The organism is Humiphilus diazotrophicus (assembly GCF_059726315.1).
Genome location: NZ_AP040870.1, coordinates 4,651,771 through 4,670,186, shown reverse-complemented (window position 1 = coordinate 4,670,186; position 18,416 = coordinate 4,651,771). Strand labels below are relative to the sequence as shown.

Annotated in this window: 12 protein-coding genes, 1 tRNA gene and 1 pseudogene; 8 read left to right on the top strand and 6 right to left on the bottom strand. The window is 50.4% G+C overall.

The window, feature by feature from the left end:
• Positions 1-365: 365 nt before the first annotated feature.
• The 3 genes from AC6I7T_RS19645 to AC6I7T_RS19635 all read left to right on the top strand — a co-directional run bounded on the left by AC6I7T_RS19645 (position 366) and on the right by AC6I7T_RS19635 (position 4,666).
• Positions 366-3,383: an Ig-like domain repeat protein gene (locus AC6I7T_RS19645; RefSeq protein WP_497789216.1), complete on the top strand. Its 3,018-nt coding sequence runs from the start codon at positions 366-368 to the stop codon at positions 3,381-3,383.
• Positions 3,384-3,396: 13 nt separating this feature from the next.
• Positions 3,397-3,996: a porin family protein gene (locus AC6I7T_RS19640; protein WP_497789215.1), complete on the top strand. Its 600-nt coding sequence runs from the start codon at positions 3,397-3,399 to the stop codon at positions 3,994-3,996.
• A gap of 103 nt (positions 3,997-4,099) precedes the next feature.
• Entirely contained in the window at positions 4,100-4,666 is a 567-nt protein-coding gene (locus tag AC6I7T_RS19635; RefSeq protein ID WP_497789213.1) for a DUF4252 domain-containing protein, read from the top strand.
• A 135-nt stretch (positions 4,667-4,801) separates the two neighbouring features.
• On the opposite strand, the gene AC6I7T_RS19630 is transcribed toward AC6I7T_RS19635, so the two are convergent.
• Positions 4,802-5,476 carry a hypothetical protein gene (locus AC6I7T_RS19630; RefSeq protein ID WP_497789212.1) on the bottom strand — a complete coding sequence of 225 codons (675 nt, stop codon included), beginning with the start codon at positions 5,474-5,476 and terminating at the stop codon, positions 4,802-4,804.
• A gap of 45 nt (positions 5,477-5,521) precedes the next feature.
• On the opposite strand from AC6I7T_RS19630, the gene AC6I7T_RS19625 reads away from it, so the two are divergent.
• Positions 5,522-6,664, top strand: a complete 1,143-nt coding sequence (locus AC6I7T_RS19625) for an oxygenase MpaB family protein (protein ID WP_497789211.1) — start codon at positions 5,522-5,524, stop codon at positions 6,662-6,664.
• 51 nt (positions 6,665-6,715) lie between these two features.
• Here the strand turns inward: AC6I7T_RS19625 and poxB are convergent, their stop codons facing one another.
• Entirely contained in the window at positions 6,716-8,440 is a 1,725-nt protein-coding gene (gene poxB, locus AC6I7T_RS19620; protein ID WP_497789210.1) for a ubiquinone-dependent pyruvate dehydrogenase, read from the bottom strand.
• A 306-nt stretch (positions 8,441-8,746) separates the two neighbouring features.
• Between poxB and AC6I7T_RS19615 the strand changes: the two genes are divergently transcribed.
• A complete protein-coding gene (locus AC6I7T_RS19615; RefSeq protein WP_497789209.1) occupies positions 8,747-9,361 on the top strand; it encodes an outer membrane protein in 615 nt (204 codons plus the stop codon).
• Between the two features lie 95 nt (positions 9,362-9,456).
• On the opposite strand, the gene AC6I7T_RS19610 is transcribed toward AC6I7T_RS19615, so the two are convergent.
• Positions 9,457-11,646: an alpha/beta hydrolase family protein gene (locus AC6I7T_RS19610; RefSeq protein ID WP_497789207.1), complete on the bottom strand. Its 2,190-nt coding sequence runs from the start codon at positions 11,644-11,646 to the stop codon at positions 9,457-9,459.
• Positions 11,647-11,686: 40 nt separating this feature from the next.
• Positions 11,687-13,108, bottom strand: coding sequence for a glycoside hydrolase family 28 protein (locus AC6I7T_RS19605; RefSeq protein WP_497789206.1), 1,422 nt, complete (start codon positions 13,106-13,108; stop codon positions 11,687-11,689).
• A 713-nt stretch (positions 13,109-13,821) separates the two neighbouring features.
• Here AC6I7T_RS19605 and darT point away from each other — a divergent pair.
• The 3 genes and pseudogenes from darT to AC6I7T_RS19590 all read left to right on the top strand — a co-directional run.
• Positions 13,822-14,469, top strand: coding sequence for a type II toxin-antitoxin system toxin DNA ADP-ribosyl transferase DarT (darT, locus tag AC6I7T_RS19600; protein WP_497789205.1), 648 nt, complete (start codon positions 13,822-13,824; stop codon positions 14,467-14,469).
• Positions 14,470-15,558: a type II toxin-antitoxin system antitoxin DNA ADP-ribosyl glycohydrolase DarG gene (gene darG / locus AC6I7T_RS19595; protein ID WP_497789204.1), complete on the top strand. Its 1,089-nt coding sequence runs from the start codon at positions 14,470-14,472 to the stop codon at positions 15,556-15,558. It abuts the gene before it with no gap.
• A gap of 268 nt (positions 15,559-15,826) precedes the next feature.
• Positions 15,827-16,345 (top strand): annotated as a pseudogene (locus tag AC6I7T_RS19590) (sce7726 family protein); the annotation flags it as partial.
• Positions 16,346-16,400: 55 nt separating this feature from the next.
• On the opposite strand, the gene AC6I7T_RS19585 reads toward AC6I7T_RS19590, so the two are convergent.
• Both AC6I7T_RS19585 and AC6I7T_RS19580 read right to left on the bottom strand, forming a co-directional pair.
• Positions 16,401-17,570, bottom strand: coding sequence for a beta family protein (locus AC6I7T_RS19585; protein WP_497789203.1), 1,170 nt, complete (start codon positions 17,568-17,570; stop codon positions 16,401-16,403).
• Between the two features lie 571 nt (positions 17,571-18,141).
• Positions 18,142-18,228, bottom strand: a tRNA-Leu gene (locus AC6I7T_RS19580).
• Between the last annotated feature and the right edge of the window lie 188 nt (positions 18,229-18,416).

Genomic DNA, 18,416 nt, shown 5'->3' with positions numbered 1-18,416 from the left:
GCCGGTTACCGACACTGAAACCTCAAAGCGATCTCATCCTAGACGGGGCTTCACTACATTCCCGCGCGGAGAGTACCTGTCGGTTCCCTGCTTCGAGCCACGAAAAATCCAACAATTCTTTGCCTGAGTGTTTTCTCTTTTCCCGATTTCACGTCTATACGGAACAGATTTGCCGAACAGGCCCCAGCGAGGACAAGGAGAACCCCATGCCTGAATCTCCTCGCAACTGGAACTTAAGGCATTTCCCGAAATACGGTGAACTTTCCAAGTAAGGGGAAGAGCGGCTTTCTTCGGCGGAAAGCCGCGCCAACTTCTATTGCTTCGATCTACATCTTTTCGGGAAATGCTCGCAAGAGGGACGTCATATGCGGATCACTTCAGGTGGCCATGGATATTTCCTGCGTTCACGATGCAGGTTTCACCAGCTTCTGTTCTTAATTCTTCTACTTCTGAAGCTCTTTGCCCCGGGATCTATAGAAGCCGCAACGACCGTTGATATTCACGCTATCCAAACGAATCTGCCCAACTCTCCTTATCTAGGACAAACAGTCACAACCACGGGAATCGTGATTGCTGTGCTCTCGGATGGTTTCTATATCGAGAACTCAAGCATGGATAGCGACATCTGTACCGCCGAGGGGATCTACGTTTATACCCCATCGGGAGTTCCTGCGAATGCTGTTCTGCAAAACAGTCTCACGGTCACCGGGTTGGTTCAGGCCTCGAACGGCTCCGCCTATGCCGGGACACAGATTTACATTACCTCTCCGGATTCAACGAATGTAGTCACCAATTCAACGGGGAATGCTTTGCCAAGCACAATCTCAGCCGCAACGCTGACAAGTGCGACGAGCGGTACATGCTCCTTATATAGCGCAGGAAGCTTCGGACAATGGCTTCCCTTTGAAGGGATGCGAGTGAATGTTCCGTCCAGCAGTTCTCTACTCGTCACCCAGGGAACAAGCGGCACCGTATCGCCCTCCAGCCAGACAGCAACTACGAATGGACAATTCTGGGCGGTTCTCACAAGCGACTCAAGTTCAAGCTCGCGTCCATTTCGCACGACCGGTATCAGCTACCTGGAAAACGTACCCACGACAGCTCCATCGACGGTGCAACGCTGGTCGGGAAATCCGCAATTGCTGCTGGTAGACACTACTACACTTGGGGGCACAGCCATCAATGCCACGGCGGGGACTTTATATACAGGAAGCTCCAATCTGATTGGAATTATCGATTACCACGTCAGCACACAAGGCTATACAGGTCTGTTATTAACCGCCGACACGGTAAGCTCCCTTTCTGCCAGCAACTCGGTCAAGGCCACTGCTGCAACTTCTCCTGTAACAAGCGGGCAAATCACAATCGCAACCCAGGACCTGAATAATCTCACTGCAGCAGAAACAAAACGTATTACAAAGCTGGCGAACGCAATCGTCAATTACGAACACTCTCCGGACATCCTTGCCGTACAGGGAGTAACGCCCGCAGCGCTCACACTGCTGGAGGCTGCAATCACCAGTGCCGGAGGGCCTAGCTATGCGGATCTATCGACCTATTCGACTGCCGACTCAGATGGTTATATCAATGCTTTCCTGGTAAATGCGTCCAAACTTGAGAATCTCACTATTGCACGCCGGCTCGCAGCAGCCACGTATACAAGCACCTCAGGAACAGCAGAGACTCTATTTGACCGCAGCCCTCTAGTCCTTACAGCGGAAATCCCCCGCACCGGTACAGCAAACTATCCCATTGTTGTTCTAAATACGAGCCTGCTCAGTCGCAGCAATATCGACAATACAACGCAAGGCGCAGAGATACGACTGAAGCGTGAACAAGAGGCAGAAAAGCTGACGACACAAGTCATAGAACCATACCAGACAGCGGGGGAACATCTCTTTGTCGTTGGCGGTTTTCAGAGCTTTGAATTTTCGGACGGTTTTGTCGATACCCTGGGAATCATCAACGGCAACGAACCGGCAAATACCTCCAGCGGTTCACTTGTCACGCTCTACGACTCCACATACAACACAGCCGGACTCGCAAACACCACGACCTCCGCCATAAATCTCTCGACCAGCAAAACAAATGCTTCAACGAATCGATATACCTATGTTGAAGATGGCTCCGCACAGCAGCCCGATCATATTCTTTTTCCCTCTGACCTGAGCGATCTTGTAGGAATCGACTACGCCCGCTTCGGAGCCGATTTTCCCATTACCGATACCTACGACATAAGCACAGTCAATCGCGCCTCTACGCACGACGGCGTAATCGCCTACGTCACGATTCCATATCCGACTAGCACGGTACTGACCAGCTCTCCCAACCCAAGCTATTTGGGGCAGTCTGTCACCTTTACTGCTACCGTTACGAGTCTGAATGGAATTCCGGCGGGTACTGTCACCTTCTACGACGGAACGACCGCAATTGGAACAGGTACTCTAGGCTCCGGTAGCGCCACCTTTACGACAACTTCTCTAGTAGTCGGCAGCCATTCAATCACTGCGGCGTACACAGGAGAAGTGGCACATTACGCTTCCACCTCGAATGTCGTCGTACAGGTTGTTCAAGCTCTCTTGACTTCAGCGACAACCCTTAGCTGCACACCCAATCCTGCCACTTATGGAACGACCGTCACCTGTACAGCTACGGTAGCAGGAAGTTCTACAACTCCTACGGGAACAGTGACCTTCTACGACAACAACAACACCACCACCCTGTCGACAGCGACACTCAGCAACAGTACTGCAACCTATTCCACTAGCTCATTAACCGTTGGGACGCATCCTATTTCCGCTGTTTATGCAGGAGCTATTCCCTACACCACGAGCACATCGAATACAGTCAACGAAGTTATTACCGCCGACTTCGGCATTTCGGTAACCCCGGCCTCAGCCAGCGTTTACACAGGAGAAGCGGCAACATTCAAGGTCACGGTAACTCCTCAAACGGGATTCACATTGTCTGTTTCATTAGCCTGTTCGAATCTTCCAGAGAATACGACATGCACTTTCAGCCCTGCGACCATCTCGAATGGAAGCGGTACAGCTGTTTGGACCATACAAACAACAGCTCCCGCTCAAACCACTGCCGCCAATAGATCGCCATCCATTCCCTGGCAGCTTCCTACCCGGACGGTTGCTCTTGCCGGTGTTGTTCTTCTCTTTCTGCCAAAACGAGTACGACGATCCGGAATTTTTCTCTCCGTCCTGGCAATCTTTGCATTGAATGCGATGTTCGGCTGCAGTTCTCCCCGATCATTAACCGGGGGCACTACTCCTGGAACTTACACGGTTACAGTTACCGGAAGCACAACTGAATCGGGAAACACTCTGAGTCACTCGACTACAGTGAAATTGACCGTCAAGTCGCTCTTTTAGGGGAACAGGCAATATGCGCTATTGCAGATCAGCCATGCATCGGGAATTCCGGACAAGACAAGTACTTGGCAAGCTGTCATTCGTCTTAGCAGTTATGCTGTACTCCTCATCGTTGATGGCACAAGTTGTTCCAGCAGCCAAAGGTGGAGATACCCGCTTTCTTGTCGGTGGTGAGTATTCCTACTTCAAGACCGATTTCCCTTCCACGGTAAAGATGCATGGAATCGGTGCCTTTGCGGATTATCATTTTTCGCCTCGTTTCGCGGTTGAGGGCGAAGCTCGCTTCCTGAACTTTGGAAGCTTTCATGGCGAGAATGAAAAAACTTATCTGATTGGACCGAAGATCTATCTCCGACCCTATGCCAGACTCAAGCCCTACGGGAAATTTTTGTTCGGGCATGCATCGATTCAATACCCCTTCAGCATTGGAAGCGGCAGCTATTTTGCATATGCACCAGGAGGAGGTATCGATTACCGAATCCGGCGTACTTGGTATCTTCGCGCCGAATATGAATACCAGCTCTGGCCATCGGCTCCCGGTATTTCCGGACAACCGAGCAATGGGCTGAAGCCGAATGGTCTTAGCGTTGGTTTTGCCTATCGTCTCTTCTAGAGCATTCGAGGTTGCCGGAAGGGAGCTTTTACAAAAGTTGTCTACACTCAGATTTTTCCGTAAAACCTGCAAACTTTGTTCCGCACAGGGGGTCGAATAAGATATGCGGCATCGTTGGCGTATTCCCTCTGCCATTGCAGTAGGGTTATTTTGCTTTGTCTCAAGTTCGGGATTGGCCCAGCAAAGTAATCAGTCCGATGACTGGATTCCACGCGGGGTTGAAGTGCTGAGTCAGCACGCAAGCTTCCATACAGACTTCACCTTCGACAAGACCATGCTCGACCTGGCCAATAACTTTGTCGACGATGAAGAAACCCGGAGAGTTGTGGCCAAACTGCGAGGAATATCCGTTCACAGCTTTCGCTATCCGGCTCCGGGACTGTACGATCCTGCCGTACTAGATTCGGTTCGAGCGCAATATCACGACCACGGATGGAAACATCTGGTAACAGCTCAATCTCATGCAGCATCGGAGAATCCGGGCAGAACGGATCTCTGGATTCGCTTCGAACACACCAATGTAGAAGGCATGGTGGTATTGCTGGCCAGCCCGGAAAATCTCAATCTCATTGCCATCAACGGCACGTTGAGCCCACTCGATCTACTGCATCTTCGCGGACACTTCGGAATACCCAAATTCCAGGGCGATAGCTTTGTCGATGCCAAATAAGGTATAGGTCTTGCGAGGTGGATAGAGGTGCGCTGGATTGCAGTTGCAGGAGAGTGTCGGTGAGGTAGGAGAGATGTAAGCCGTTGGAGGGAAACAAGGGAACCTGTCGCTTCCGGCAGATTCCCCTGAGAAGTCCTAGAAGGTGAACACAACACCCGGCATATACCGCCAGCCGACATTGTGCAGCACGATGTTATCAACAGGCTCGCGACCAAAAGTCCAGTCTGCCTGCACAGGGCGCAGAGAGATGTGCTTCTTCCAGTTGATATCCAAACCGCCACCATATGCCATGGTGAAGTACTTCACACTGCCTGATGTCGCAAACATACCCGGAGAAAGTCCCGAAGAGCCTACAGTACCGCCCACCAGGGCACGGCCAAAAACAGTGACGTTCTTCGTGCCCACTCGCTTGATCGGTACCCTGTAGGTGGGTCCGAAGAGAGTGGTATACAAGGTCGTTCCCTTTTTGTTGTATTCACCGTATGCGGCTGTGAATTCCGCAGTCACACCAATGCGATCCGTGAAAAAACCGGTGATGGAGGTTCCCCACCCATTGAGATTCGCACTGTAGGTGTTGGTAGTCGGTACAAGAGCACCACTACCGTTCGGCAAATTTGTCGTTAGTTTCGTCGACACTCCGAGGGTGTTGTAGCCAAGAAAGATCTCAGTCCTGGGCAAGGTCGAGTCGCTCGCCGGAGCTGCCGGAGCCTTCTGCGCCAGCAAGGTGCCACTACAAACAGCTAAGAACAACCCAAAACTAAACAACTTTAGGAAGGAGCGCTTCCTTTTGGTGTTAACGCAGAACGTCATTAAATCCATCCTCTAGCACCTGCTGAACATCCTGAAGAATCAGTTGTGCTTCATTTTAATCGGAAGGAGAAGCAAACCTCAAAGGTACCACAGGCGGAATCAGAGGACTTGCAGGCGGGAAATCCCGCTCCGCCTCGAATCTGGGGCAAAGAAACTCCGAAAACACCAACCCGGATTGCGCTTTCTCGACAATCTACTGACGATTTTCCGTATCCTCATATCGTGCAAACGGAGCCCTCAAAAGCGTCGTCCCTGGTCTCGGCAAACGATCTGGAGGCACTCCTCTCCCAGATTGAACGCAAAACCGAGGTCCCTGAAGAAGGCATCTTCGGCCCTGCCTCCCTAACCTGGAAAATTAATCGTGAATCCGCGTTATTCCTGGGTGCGGGACGAGCTGCACTTTTGCAGCTTGCACATCCCTGGGTGGTTGCAGCATTGGCCCAGCACTCCAACGTGCTTTCCAACCCGATTGCGCGCTTTCACAACACCTTCCGCGTTGTCTTCAGCATGATCTTCGGAACATTGAATCAGGCACTCACCGCTTCTCGCAGCCTGCATCTTTTGCACTCCCGAATTCGAGGAACAGTGCCGGAAGACACCGTCCGTTACAAGAAAGGCTCCCCTTATGAAGCAAACGAAATCGGGGCACTGCGATGGGTTTACGCGACACTTATCGAAAGTGCCTTAATTGCTTATGAAGCAGTCCTGCCACCCCTTACCGAAGAGGAAAAGGGAAATTATTACTTGGAGAGCAAGACAACGGGAGCACTCTTTGGAATACCCTCCGAAGCTCTGCCTCAAAATTGGGAAGATTTCACCGCCTATAACCGCGAAATGTGGGAATCGGACGCGCTGGGGGTCAACCAGCTTTCGCGTTCTATGGCTCATGCAATCTTGTCCGGAGCCGGTTCGTGGATTCATCCGCCGTACTGGTACCGCGCTCTAACAACGGCATGGCTGCCAACTCGCTTTCGGGAAGAGTTCGATCTGAGCTTTCACGAAGAAGAGCAGAAGGCTGTCAACCAAGCCGCTCGTTGGCTACCACGTATTTATCGCAAACTTCCCGATCCGCTTCGTTTCGTCGGCCCTTACCAGGAAGCGCTGTACCGGCTCAGAAATCGTCCGATGAATGTCTTCGTCCATTGGAGCAACCGCTTCTGGATCGGTCTGCCACAGCTCCCCCGGTAAACGGCTAGCCGGGGAAACTGTGGCAAGGAAGACCATTTCTCCTTCTCCCGATTAACGGAAGAGATTTGTTTTTGCAAGGTCTAGAATCTCGTCTCCACGTCCGTTCAAAATCGCCTTGACCAGATAGAGATTGAAATCGACGATCTGATCCAGCTTCAGCGAAGGCGGCATAGCCAGTTCCTGACGATTCACGCGGATATCGACCAAGGCCGGACCGTCATGGTGCAGGGCCTTGCACAAAGCAGATTCCACATCGCCCGGATCTTCGACAGTGATGCCCAAGACCCCGGCACCTTCCGCAATCTTGGCAAAATCGGGATTCACGAGATCGGTAGCGTGGTTCAGAAAACCCGTCGCCTTCATCTCCAGTTCGACAAATCCCAGGGAACTATTGTTGAAGACCACCATCTTCACAGGAAGATTTAGCTGCCGGAGCGACAACAAATCACCCATCAGCATGGAGAAGCCACCATCCCCGGACAAGGTGATTACCTGCCGTCCAGGATGAGAGATCTGTGCCCCAATCGCTTGTGGCAACGCATTTGCCATCGACCCGTGATTAAAGGAGCTGAGCAATCTCCGCTTTCCGTTCATGCTCAGGTACCGGGCAGCCCAGATCACCGGAGTTCCTACATCGACGGTAAAAATGGCATCCTCGGCTGCAACCTCATTCAAGATCTTTGCGACATACTGCGGGTGAATAGGAAGCTGTCCCGGCTTTCCTGTTGCCAGATCGTCGAGGCCCTTTCTCGCTTCCTTGTAGTGGGCAAGCGAAGTATCCAGATGACGCCTGTCGTCCTTCTGCTGCACCAGTGGAAGCAATGCAGGGATTGTGGCCTTCACATCTCCAATAACCCCGACATTGACATGACTGCGCCGTCCTAGCTGCTCTTCCCTGAGATCGACCTGAAGAATACGGGCATTCTTGGGGTAGAACTGCTGATAGGGAAAATCTGTTCCCAACATCAAGAGGGCATCGCAGTTCATCATGGCGTGATAGCCGGAGGAGAAACCTAACAGCCCGGTCATACCCACATCGAAGGGATTGTCGTATTCCACGTACTCTTTGCCGCGCATGGCATGGACAATCGGGGCATTCAGCCGTGAAGCCAGCTCAACCAGGGAATCGTGGGCCCCGGCACATCCAGCTCCTGCCAAAATGGTCACCTTCTTGGCTTGGTTGAGTTCGGATGCCAGCAGATTCAGCTGATCAGGATTCGGGGTAACGGTCGGCTGTCCTGAAGTGAAAACAACCCGGCGGTCTTCGTTTACCGCTGGAGACAGCGCAATATCGCCGGGAATAACAATGACCGCAACGCCACGCTTCGACAAAGCTGTCTGAATCGCTATTTCCAAAACACGCGGCATTTGCGAGGCATGGGAGACCAACTCGCAATAATGACTGCACTCTTTAAAGAGCAGTTCCGGATGCGTTTCCTGGAAATATCCGCTGCCAATCTCCTGCGATGGGATATGCGCGGCAATGGCCAATACCGGGACGCGGCTGCGATGGCAATCGTAAAGTCCATTGATCAGGTGGAGGTTTCCCGGCCCGCAGCTGCCTGCACAGACAGCCAATTTCCCCGTCAAATGCGCCTCGGCACCCGCTGCGAATGCTGCGGTTTCCTCGTGGCGAACGCCAATCCATTCAATCCCATTGCGAGTCCTCACAGAATCGGTGATCCCATTCAGTGAATCGCCGGCAACTCCATAAATGCGCTCTACCCCAGCCGCTGCGAGAACCTCAACAAATAATTCAGCTACCTTTTTTGCCAATTTCTTTCCCTCCGCCTTCAAAGGAGACAATCGCGCCTGCTTCCAAAGACTTCGAGGATAAGAAAGCAATCGCGTTGTGGAACTACGTCCAAACTCCTCTTTCATTAGCTAGATGCATGTAAAAAGAGGGTGATGCATATTAAGGAATTATGTCTCATTATTTAATACGCAAATAACTGAATGTGTACGTTTTGGGGAATTGGCAGTCAAAGGAGATGATCTTGCCCAAGAATTGCTGGTCTCCTGGGCATACGGCAAACCTTTCATTAAGATGAATATGTGTCTGTGGAGGATCCGGTACTCTTTATGTTCCATCGGAATTGGCTACGGCTTTCGATTGCAATCCTGGTCTTTTTTGTCAGCGCGTCAGAATTTGCAGCGCACGCGCAGAAGGTGCTGCACAACAGTGATATTTCCGTGAGCGCCTTTGGCCAGTTCACCTCGGATGCGAGCGGCAATGGAATTTCGCAGAAAGCGACCAAATCGGTCGGTGCACAAGTTGCTTTTCGTCATAGCTACCATTGGTGGCTGGGTTATGAGGGCGCTTATAGCTATACGCGCTTCACAGAGAACTACACGGGGCGGCCGTTTGGATATCAGAACAATCTTCACGAGTTCAGTGGCTCTTATTTAGTGCAGGGGAAAAAGGCCCTGGGCTTTCAGCCCTTTGCCACGGTGGGCGTAAGCGCGCTTATCTTCTCGCCTTCACTCAATGGCGGCCAGAGAGCCGAGTGGCAGGGACGTCCGGCACTCAACTATGGCGTTGGCGTGAACTATGACCTGCTCACGTCACACCTTGGAGTTCGGGCTCAATATCGCGGCGTTTACTACAAAGCTCCGGACTTTAGCCAGAGCTTCTTGAACACGAATAGTTTCCGCCAAACATCCGAACCGCTGGTCGGACTTTACGCTCGTTTCTAAATTTCCAAGCTCGACATCAACAGAAAGCCCTCATATGCCTAAACAGCAGATGAGGGCTTTTTCTAGCACTTCAAACTCCAAGATATTGGCGATCCCTACTGCGGTGCCGCTCCAGAAAGCTCCTTGATTGGAGTCGAGGTCTGGCTGAGATCATCGCTTCCCTGCAACGGATCTGTCAGCGTCAGGCGAGAGCCCAATATCCTGACTAAATCTGGAATATCGTAGTGAAGCAGAACTCCGGGAAGAACATCCTCTGCGGCCCCAATCGGTAGAGGAGCCTCCAGCAAACTCCGGTAGCTGCTCAGAACATGATCCACAGTAATATGCTTCAAGCGCGAATCAAGCACCGCAGCATGAAGAAGCACAAGCCCCAGGTGACCACTGCCTACTGCTGTCATCTTCTTCGGGTCAACATCTGATCGCGCTGCAAGATAGTCGATTGCCCGGATCACATCGTCTGCCCTGATCCCCACAATGGTTCTGCCAACGAGTTCAGCTCTCAGACTCAATAGATAAAACGGCCCAAGCATAGGAGCCTTCATGTCGTCAGTTCCGGGAGGAGATGGACGTGGAGTCAGGGCAAGAACAACGTTCCCCTCTGCCGCAAGTGCGTCGAAGCGCGCTTTATTCGCTCGCGCAATAGCGCTATCTCCAGAGATAGAGTCTGGGACCAGGAAAAGTACCGCAGGATGACGTTCCACCGAAGCGGGAACAGAGAGATGGCCTTGAAGAGCAATGCTGTCCTTCAACGTCAAAGTGATGTCGCCAGTCTTTGCTGAAAGGCTCGCGGCATCCGGCCTTATACCGCCCGGCAAAGCTGTAACTTCGGCAACTCTGCGTATTTCGCTTGCCAGCTTCTGCGAATCCTTAAGATCGTGTCTGTTTTCCAGAAGCTTAGCAGCGCGCTTTCGATTGAGACTAAAGACTGTCTCTGCCCCTGAATAGCTGCTCGCAACCTGACCGGTAGAAGTGACTTGGAGAACATCTTTGGATGGACGCTCAAACATTGCATCCGAACGGACAGACATTGGAGAAGTAGCACGCGTATCGGACTGGAGATTGACAGAGAAAAAATTGACGATGCTGTCCAAAATAGGCTGCAACATTCCATGCTTGCCCGGACCGGATATAAACTGCAACGCAGCCTTCGGCGAAACGGCATTCGTCGTATCGGCATTGAGTGCTGGTTCCGTAGGAATCGGCGGAACTGATAAGACTGCCGATGCCGTTGGTGTTCCTGCATTTTTCTCATCAAAGAGAGAATAGAAACGACGGGCTTCTGTAACCGTCTTACGCGTTCCTTCAAAGGGAAACATATCGGAGTAAGTCGAAATTACAGCATAAGGACGTGGCGCTGTCAGTTCTATCCAATCCGGAAAATCCAATCTGGAGGCGATAAATTCCGGCGTCGACTGTTCTCCATCTTGAGGACCAAGCGAAGGCAGTAGCGTATCGAAGGATGTAATGTAGCAAGCAGAACCGACGGATGCCACGCGCGTATCCAGTGCTCCGATGAGCGCAGAGACGGTTCCTCCTCCTGAACATCCAAACGCACCAATGCGCTTGCTATCCACTTCCGGGCGCTCGACAAGATAATCAATGGCGCGCATAGCATCCCACACGAAGTAACGTGCGAGTGCATCGCCGATCAGAGCAGGTTGCAAACCGGCTTCGCCGTGCTCTCCCGTAGGACGAATAGCAAGGGAACGGTTTGGCTTCTCCGGATTGGGATATTGAAGACGTTCTCCCAGCCCGATGGGATCGTAGGAAAAGACCGCAAATCCTCTTCGCACAAACCTAACCGCCAAGAAATAGTCTGACGCTTTTCCAGTAGCAGAATGCCCTGGCGACATAAGAATCGCAGGTAGTTTCTCTCCTGCTTCGACCGCTGAAGGAAGATAGAGCAGCGCCGTTACATAAAAACCTGGCTGACTCTCGAAGATCACCTTCTCAATCCGAAAGCCCTTTTGCGGGGATACGCCAAGCACCTTGGCATTCAACGGAGTACGTTCGGGAAGTCCTCCAATAAGTTCCAGTATCTTGCTGCGAACCCGACCTTGTCTGGCTTCCGCTTCTGCACGGCTATGGATTGCAGCAACAGTAGATCTGCGCTCCGATGTATAGGTCGCGGCAATTGAATCAAGATACTGGGTAAGATTCCTGCGACCACTATCTGCAGGCAGACTTGCCGTTGGCTTAGAGGGACTTACCTGTGCCCCTGCAAGACCAGTAAAAAGGATGAGAGACGCAACCAAACAGCGAGCAATAAGCGCAATTGAAGACATTACCTACTCCGAAAATCCATGTCGCCATTTCCATTACAAATCAATGCAAGGAATAAGGGGTTGTTGAAGCTGGAATAGGCTCGGGAACCTTCGGACCATCTATTTCCGTAGCTCCAGAGAGACCTTTTCCCGTGACGTTATGGGTGTTGAGTAGCGAGCCACTAAAGCCGGTTACCTGCATATTTTTGATTTCTGCATTCTTGATGTTTGCCAGAAAGATGCCCTTACCGCACGTCCCTGTCACATTCGTTAGCGAGAATCCCTCTAACGGCTTGTGAGGGTGTATGTTGACACCTTCGACCAGCACCGGGACATCTGTGACCTTGATGTTGCTGAAGTGAAAATTCCGGATCGTAGGAATGCCTTCCTCTCCTGGCACTGGATACTCGTCCTGCTTACCGCTATCGAGAATGTTGAAACGGAGAAAGCCTGCCTTCGCACCAGAGACTTCGAGATCGTTCATGAAGATGTCTTCAAGGAAAGCTCCTCGCCCGGGACGGCTCTTGATATAGATTGCAAAGGTCCTGGCGCCTAGACACTTACAGTGCTCAACATGAACATTGCGAATACCACCGGAGGTCTCACTGCCGATTCCAATGCAAGCCCAATGCAGATCTGAAAATGTGCAATTCGAGATACGAACATCTTCGGTGGTGTAAAGGATCGAGTACCCCTCGGCGCCGCGTCCTGATTTCAGCGAGATACAGTCATCTCCGGTTGCAAACTCACAACCATCGATCACCACATGCTTACAGGAATCGACATCGATGCCATCGGCTCCGCCATGAACCGTCACATTCCGAAAAGTGACATTCTCGCAGTAAGTGGGATGAATCGACCACATATCATTCTGGTTTGTAAAACAATCTTCCACTCGAATGTTCTTGCAGCTGATGAACTCCAGCAGCGCGGGATTACGAAATCCGGTCTGCTTATCGACGCAGCCTTTGATGCCGGTATTACCGACAATCTTTCCCTTCCCCACTATCGCGATATTCTCGGCATCCGTCGCAGAGATAAGTCCGAGATATCCCTTAACCCAACGACCTTCCCATCGAACCTGCGTAAGTGGATAGTCTGTCAAATCAGGAGAGCCAACTAACGTCGCATCCGGATCTAGTCGAAGTGTCGTATTCGAATGAATCGCAATCGTACCTGTCAGATACTCTCCGGATGGCATCAATACCTCTCCGCCACCAAGAACATGGCACCGATCCAAAGCTTGCTGAATAGCCAAGGTGTCTTTCGTCTTGCCGTCGCCCTGTGCGCCAAAGTCCCGTACATTGAGGGGGACGGAAGTCTTTCCTTGACCCGCAGCGGAGCTACCCTTCGGACTCTTCTTTGCCTCTGCTGGAGTTTCCGCTTCAAGACTCGCAGGAAATGCAGCAAGAAGAGGCAGCGTGGCAAGCCCCTGCCCTGCTCTCTTCAAAAACAAACGACGCGTCTTTTCGCGGTGTGTCACCCTCAACCTCCGTTGAACCATTCAGCAGCAGATGTTTACGTGTAGGGAATCCTAGGAGGGCAGAGTAACTCTGTCAACGGACCAATTTTCATCAGTTGTCTTATTTATCGGACCACATCGAGATTATCGGAGCAACATTCCAAGCACGACACCCAAACTCTGGCCCAATCCAAACATTGCAATATCCGCGTTTGAAGCTATGTCGGCGAGACAGCCCGTTTCTCTCCTCCACTTCTGGAACCGAGCTTCCGTACCTAAGGAGGATTCTGCGGTCCCTTTTTCAAATAATTGGTAGGACCAAAAAGGGAGCTTCGAAGAACTTCTAATTTTCCGCATCGATTTCTGTACTGAGCACTTGCTTGGCCGCATAGGTGAGCACGCTATCGGCAGGAAATTCCTGGCGTGCAGGAAAGCTCTATCGAAGAGCGTCATCAGATCCGTTGACTGAGGCTGTCCTGCAGACCGAACGCGGAGGTTACGGAGATCGCTCTTCCACGCAGGTTCCAAATTATCTGGCAGAGCAATGATTTCTGTCTCCGGATCGTTTAGCTCAAGCTCTAGCTTCCCGTGGAATACTTGTTGAGCAGTCCTCTAGACGAGGAAGAAGAGGTGTTTCAGGGTTTCCGTGTGGTTCCAGAAGTAGATCAAGGGGTACTGTTTTATTAACCCTTTAAAATGTTTGATTTGCGATGAAGCATAATCGGCGATACTAGATGGAGATGAGCCAGCTCAACCCAGACAAAGCCTTAATCTTTAGGATTACGCATATCCGGAATCTGCGCTGGATATTCGAGCATGGGTTGTGTTGTAAGAATGCCACGGTCTGTGACCCTAATTTTATTCAGATTGGGAGTCCGGAGCTGATTACGAAACGAACAATCAGACAGGTGCCCGTGGCACCTTATGGTTGTCTGAGCGACTACATACCGTTTTATTTCACCCCGTACTCGCCAATGCTTCTCAACATCAAAACAGGGTATGGCGGCATCAAGCAGTTTCCCATGTCAGAGGTGGCCATTATGGTGACTTCATTGCCAAAAGTTCTGGCAAAGGGTATTAAGTTTGTATTCAGCGATCGACACGCGTATTTGGCCGCTGCAAAATTTTCTAGTGATCTCAATGATTTATCAGAGTACATTGACTGGAAATGTTTACAGGCTAGAGACTTCCGGAGAGACCCAGATGATCCCGGAAAAATTGAACGATATCAAGCGGAGGCTCTCATCTATCAGTCTTTACCTGTCGATGCACTAGAGGGAGTAGTTTGCAAAACCGACGTAGTCACCAAAAACGTTCAAGAGCAGGCAGCTCAAAGCGGGCTTTCGCTGACAATTTTATCGAGACCCGGATGGTATCACTAAATGATTAAGTATGTTCAAGGCAATCTTCTCGATGCGCATGTTGATGCCCTCGTTAATACGGTTAACGAAGTAGGAATTATGGGCAAAGGCATCGCGTTGATGTTTAGTGAGGCGTTTCCTGCAAACACTCAAGCATACAAAGACGCCTGTGAAGCCGGGAAGGTTCGAGTTGGGCACATGTTCGTAACGAAGAATCACGAACTCGTAGCACCCAAATGGATCATCAACTTCCCTACAAAAAAGCATTGGCGGCACCCTTCGAAACTGGAGTGGGTTCAGAATGGACTGGAAGACTTGGTACGTGTCATCAGAGAGAAAGAGATCCACTCTATCGCTGTTCCTCCTTTAGGCTGTGGAAATGGAGGGCTGGACTGGAATATAGTTCGGCGGGAAATAGAAACTAAATTAGCACCTCTCTCAGATGTTGATGTTTTGGTTTTTGTTCCCACGAGTATGTATCAAAACGCACCGAAGAAAACGGGGCTGAAAGAGCTTACGCCCGCAAGGGCGTTGGTAGCGGAACTTGTACGTCGGTACGAAGTGTTGGGTTTGGAGTGCACCAATCTTGAGATCCAAAAGCTTGCGTGGTTTTTGCAGCGCTCAATTCAGAACTTCGGTCTGAAAGATCCACTTGACCTCCGATTCACCGCGAATCTGTACGGACCCTATGCTGAGCGCTTGCGCCACCTACTGAATGGCCTCGATGGAAGTTATCTTCATTGCGGAAAGCGTCTCAGTGATGCTGGACCAATGGATACGATATGGTTTGACAACGCAAAGCGGGCCAACGTAGCTGAATACTTGCAAGGTCCTGAAGCCTCAATCTATCTTCCTGCACTGGAAGAAACAGCAACGTTGATTGATGGCTTTGAATCTCCACTAGGGATGGAACTTCTGGCAACCGTAGATTGGCTGCTTATGAAAGAAAACGTTCAACCTAATGTGGCAGCTCTTCGAAAGGGACTTGAGAAGTGGCCCGGCGGAGCTGAGTCAGCGCAGAGGAAGCAAGCTATTTTCGATGATCGTTTATTAGGGCTTGCGGTTGATCGGCTGGCAACCGTGGATGAGAGGGTGCCAATGTTTGCCTGATCCTCGAAGATAATATCACCATATTGTAAATGTGGGGAGTAAAAGGTAAGGTTGCGTTTTCGTCTTCGCGACAAACATGTACCGCTGCATCACAGAAGTAATTGTCGCGTCTGCCAGTGTTCCTTTTCTGGCAGCGCCTCATAGAAATCGCGATGATTGATATCTTCAGAAGTGCATCGGGCAAAATGAATGAAAGGTAATCTTGTTCTCAAAGATACGTCCAAGAGAATATTCCGACGAGGACAAAGTTTCAGCATACAATATTGCCGTGAATCGCCAAACAAGAGTGCATCCATCGAAGCTCGTCACACGTGATATTGACATTCGGACGGTGCTCTTGGCCGCTTTGGAAGCTAAATACGATGATAAAGAACATAACCTTATCGTAGAGGAGTTTGGTTGTAAATCTGCGAGAGTAGACATTGCAGTCATTAACGGTTCTCTTCATGCCTTTGAAATCAAGAGCGATAGTGATAGCCTTGACCGCCTACCATCACAGATAGAGGCATATCAGGGTATTTTTGAATATGTAACTTTAGTTTGTGGTCGCCGTCTACTAGACCGTGCTCGAACCACGATACCGAAGTGGTGGGGACTACAAAAAGCGGAATTCAAGAATGGCGAAGTTATTTTGCGGGAACTTCGAGCACCACAATTCAATCCAAATCAAAACCCGTTTGCTTTGGCCAAGATGCTTTGGAAAACCGAAGCGCTCGCCGTGCTGCGCAAGTGCGGATACAAGAGAGTAACATCAAAATGTTCAGCGGAGGAAGTCTGGCACGCGGTTTCCGCTAACATTCCCGTGGCCGAATTGACTACTGAAGTTCGCCAAGCAATCAAAGCTAGGGGAGGCTCTGGATTTGCGAAGCTGTCAACTCCAGATGATGATTTGTACACCATTGAATCCACTGTTCAGGAGTGCCATTCCCTTGACTTGTCGTGGTTGCTTTCGAGTGAATTTCAGCATCTCCCTGACTGAACTGTATCCCACTATAAAACTGCTGCCCAATAAGATCATTACAAATTGCTCTCATTGAACCAGCCGTTTTGTCTCCCCGTCTCACCCCAATAATTTGCTCTCTGGTATAACGAAGGTTTGGTGCAGGTGTATTGGGAATAACTTGTGGCTCACCACCACATCTAACGCCGTAATCGCCATATGATGGCAATCTAAGTTTCGCAGCAGTCCGTTGCTGAAGAACGCTACTCCAGCCAAGCCAATCATTCCTGTCAAAAGGAATCCATTGTCCAGATGGCTGATCCCATATCGAATCCGGAAAACATCCCGCTGCAAATGTGACGGTTCTCCAGTCATTCACAAATGGCAAATTATTAAGACAATATGCACCAACTTGCTGTACAGCTAATAGGTCGGAGCGGTATTGAAGATCGATAAGAATATCAATCTGATTTCTTTCAACCCCTAAAAATGTTGCAAGATTAGCTAATGCAGGAAGATTTTGTAAATTTTTAAAAAAATCTGCTGGCACGCGAAACATGACACCGCGCCCATCAGTGGCAATTACGCTTCTAATAACCTGCTGAAAGGCCTGTGGAAATAGAGGCGATGTAACAGGTACTACATTTACTTGAGCATTACGAGCAACACTAAATACCGTCTGTGCGGAGTGCGGAGAAGGTATTCCACCCAGAGTAAGATACTGAGTATCTAGGTAAAAGGGTAACCCTGCCCACTCGGCAACAAGTAGCTGCATTAGATCGCCGGTGTGTTCTTGAAGTGTCTTGGCCGGTTTGGTCAAAGTTCCCTTATTCGGTGGCCACATTTCAAAGAGCGGTGTTATGTGGCCCTTTGCCTGGAAACTCAACTGGTTCAGTGCCCAAACTTCTCCCCTCTTCAACTTCGCAATAAATACGTGATGTTTATGGTTGAATGCCAACCCCGCGTGAGTGATTGGGACCTGTGCCCGGGCTGCTCTTAAGGCGGTCTTAGTAGGTTTCGGCTCTTTCTTGCTTTTGTGAGAGCTAGCTGCACTCTTACCAGTTGGCATCATTCAACTCCCATTATTTGCGAGTTAGAGTAACATCCTTTTCCCTGGTATTCACCACTATATATCCAGCAAGATATTGACGAAATGTGGACATAACAGAGCTCATTGAGCGGAAGCACGCTCCAAGGGTGTTAAGTGGTGGCGCTTTTCGCCGGAGCAAAAGTTATCAGGGATGCAATTCGTTAAGATAGTTGTGGTTTGCAGAGCACTTTCTTTCTTCGGAAGGGAGAGGAAATACATCTTCATACTTCTCTCTTAAGTCGCGGATATGGATGAGACAACGCCAGCTCTAGTGGTTACAACCTCTACTCCCACCAATTGGATACTGCGTTGACATCCCTCGCAATTGACGACAATTGTCTTTTCAGGACCGGGTGAGTGGAACATGCTAATAAAAGACGGCGAGTAAAGACGAAGTCCTCTACCAATACTGGAATTGATTTAAAAGTTCACAATGGCTGAGCAAAAAGAGATAGGCGCTTCGGCTATGACTAAAGTTTATGGAGCTGAGCCAATATAAAGAGATTGATCTTTGAATAAGACTCGTAAGCCGTTTACTTCATTAGTTTTAGCTTGGTGCCGGGAGGGGGGGTCGAACCCCCATGACCCGAAGGTCGGCGGATTTTGAGTCCGCTGCGTCTGCCAGTTCCGCCATCCCGGCCTTACACTGCAGGTTCCGTAAAATCAGCTATTTACGGCATCAACTGCACTGTTGGTCTTGACTCAAAAGAACCCGGTAGCAGCTTTGGCAGCACCTGTCTCTTGAGCTTTTTTAGTATCGCACAAACTCTGGACGGCGGCCAACTTGTACGATCCACAACTTTTTGGCCGCCGTCTCATGGTTCCATT

Excerpts from the sequence above, each read along its gene's own strand:
- AC6I7T_RS19645 (WP_497789216.1), top strand. The coding sequence starts at position 366 with ATGCGGATCACTTCAGGTGGCCATGGATATTTCCTGCGTTCACGATGC.
- AC6I7T_RS19640 (WP_497789215.1), top strand. The coding sequence starts at position 3,397 with ATGCGCTATTGCAGATCAGCCATGCATCGGGAATTCCGGACAAGACAA.
- AC6I7T_RS19635 (WP_497789213.1), top strand. The coding sequence starts at position 4,100 with ATGCGGCATCGTTGGCGTATTCCCTCTGCCATTGCAGTAGGGTTATTT.
- AC6I7T_RS19630 (WP_497789212.1), bottom strand. The coding sequence starts at position 5,476 with ATGACGTTCTGCGTTAACACCAAAAGGAAGCGCTCCTTCCTAAAGTTG.
- AC6I7T_RS19615 (WP_497789209.1), top strand. The coding sequence starts at position 8,747 with ATGTTCCATCGGAATTGGCTACGGCTTTCGATTGCAATCCTGGTCTTT.
- AC6I7T_RS19610 (WP_497789207.1), bottom strand. The coding sequence starts at position 11,646 with ATGTCTTCAATTGCGCTTATTGCTCGCTGTTTGGTTGCGTCTCTCATC.
- darT (WP_497789205.1), top strand. The coding sequence starts at position 13,822 with ATGGAGATGAGCCAGCTCAACCCAGACAAAGCCTTAATCTTTAGGATT.
- darG (WP_497789204.1), top strand. The coding sequence starts at position 14,470 with ATGATTAAGTATGTTCAAGGCAATCTTCTCGATGCGCATGTTGATGCC.
- AC6I7T_RS19585 (WP_497789203.1), bottom strand. The coding sequence starts at position 17,570 with ATGATGCCAACTGGTAAGAGTGCAGCTAGCTCTCACAAAAGCAAGAAA.